Origin of the sequence: Exiguobacterium aestuarii (genome assembly GCF_020171655.1) — a bacterium.
In the GTDB taxonomy this organism is placed as follows: domain Bacteria; phylum Bacillota; class Bacilli; order Exiguobacteriales; family Exiguobacteriaceae; genus Exiguobacterium; species Exiguobacterium aestuarii_A.
Genome location: NZ_JAIVAC010000012.1, coordinates 1 through 1239 on the forward strand (window position 1 = coordinate 1; position 1239 = coordinate 1239).

The 1239-nt window shown below is 55.9% G+C and carries 1 rRNA gene; it reads left to right on the forward strand.

Annotated features, from left to right (window positions below):
* A 23S ribosomal RNA gene (locus LCM29_RS15105) occupies positions 1-1239 on the forward strand; the annotation flags it as partial.

A 1239-nucleotide genomic window follows, 5' to 3' on the forward strand; every position in this document is an offset into this window, starting at 1 on the left:
ACGGAGTTACAAAGGGATAGGGTAGGTGAACGACCTGGAAAGGTCGGCCAGAGAAGGTGACGGCCCTGTAGCCGAAACCCCATCCCCTCCAGAGTGGATCCTGAGTACGGCGGGACACGTGAAACCCCGTCGGAATCCGGGAGGACCATCTCCCAAGGCTAAATACTTCCTAGTGACCGATAGTGAACCAGTACCGTGAGGGAAAGGTGAAAAGCACCCCGGAAGGGGAGTGAAACAGATCCTGAAACCGTATGCCTACAAGTAGTCAGAGCCCGTTCACGGGTGATGGCGTGCCTTTTGTAGAATGAACCGGCGAGTTACGATGGCGGGCGAGGTTAAGCCGATGAGGCGGAGCCGCAGCGAAAGCGAGTCTGAACAGGGCGCATCAGTCCGTCGTCGTAGACCCGAAACCAGGTGATCTACCCATGTCCAGGATGAAGGTCAGGTAACACTGACTGGAGGTCCGAACCCACGCACGTTGAAAAGTGCGGGGATGAGGTGTGGGTAGCGGTGAAATGCCAATCGAACCTGGAGATAGCTGGTTCTCTCCGAAATAGCTTTAGGGCTAGCCTCGAGGTGAAGAGTTCTGGAGGTAGAGCACTGATTGGACTAGGGGCCCCCACAGGGTTACCGAATTCAGTCAAACTCCGAATGCCAGCAACTTGTACTCGGGAGTCAGACTGCGAGTGATAAGATCCGTAGTCGAGAGGGAAACAGCCCAGACCATCAGCTAAGGTCCCCAAGTGTATGTTAAGTGGAAAAGGATGTGGCGCTGCACAGACAACTAGGATGTTGGCTTAGAAGCAGCCACCATTCAAAGAGTGCGTAATAGCTCACTAGTCGAGTGGCGCCGCGCCGAAAATGTAACGGGGCTAAACATACCACCGAAGCTATGGATCCCGTAAGGGATGGTAGGAGAGCGTTCCAAGCAGCAGTGAAGCGGTATCGTGAGGAGCCGTGGAGCGCTTGGAAGTGAGAATGCCGGTGTGAGTAGCGAAAAGAGGGGTGAGAATCCCCTCCGTCGAAAGCCTAAGGTTTCCTGAGGAAGGCTCGTCCGCTCAGGGTTAGTCTGGACCTAAGCCGAGGCCGAAAGGCGTAGGCGATGGACAACAGGTCGATATTCCTGTACCGCCGTACCACCGTTTGAACGATGGGGGGACGCAGAAGGATAAGGTGACCGTGCGACTGGAAGTGCACGGACAAGCAGCGAGGCCGTCGGGTTGGCAAATCCGCCCGGCA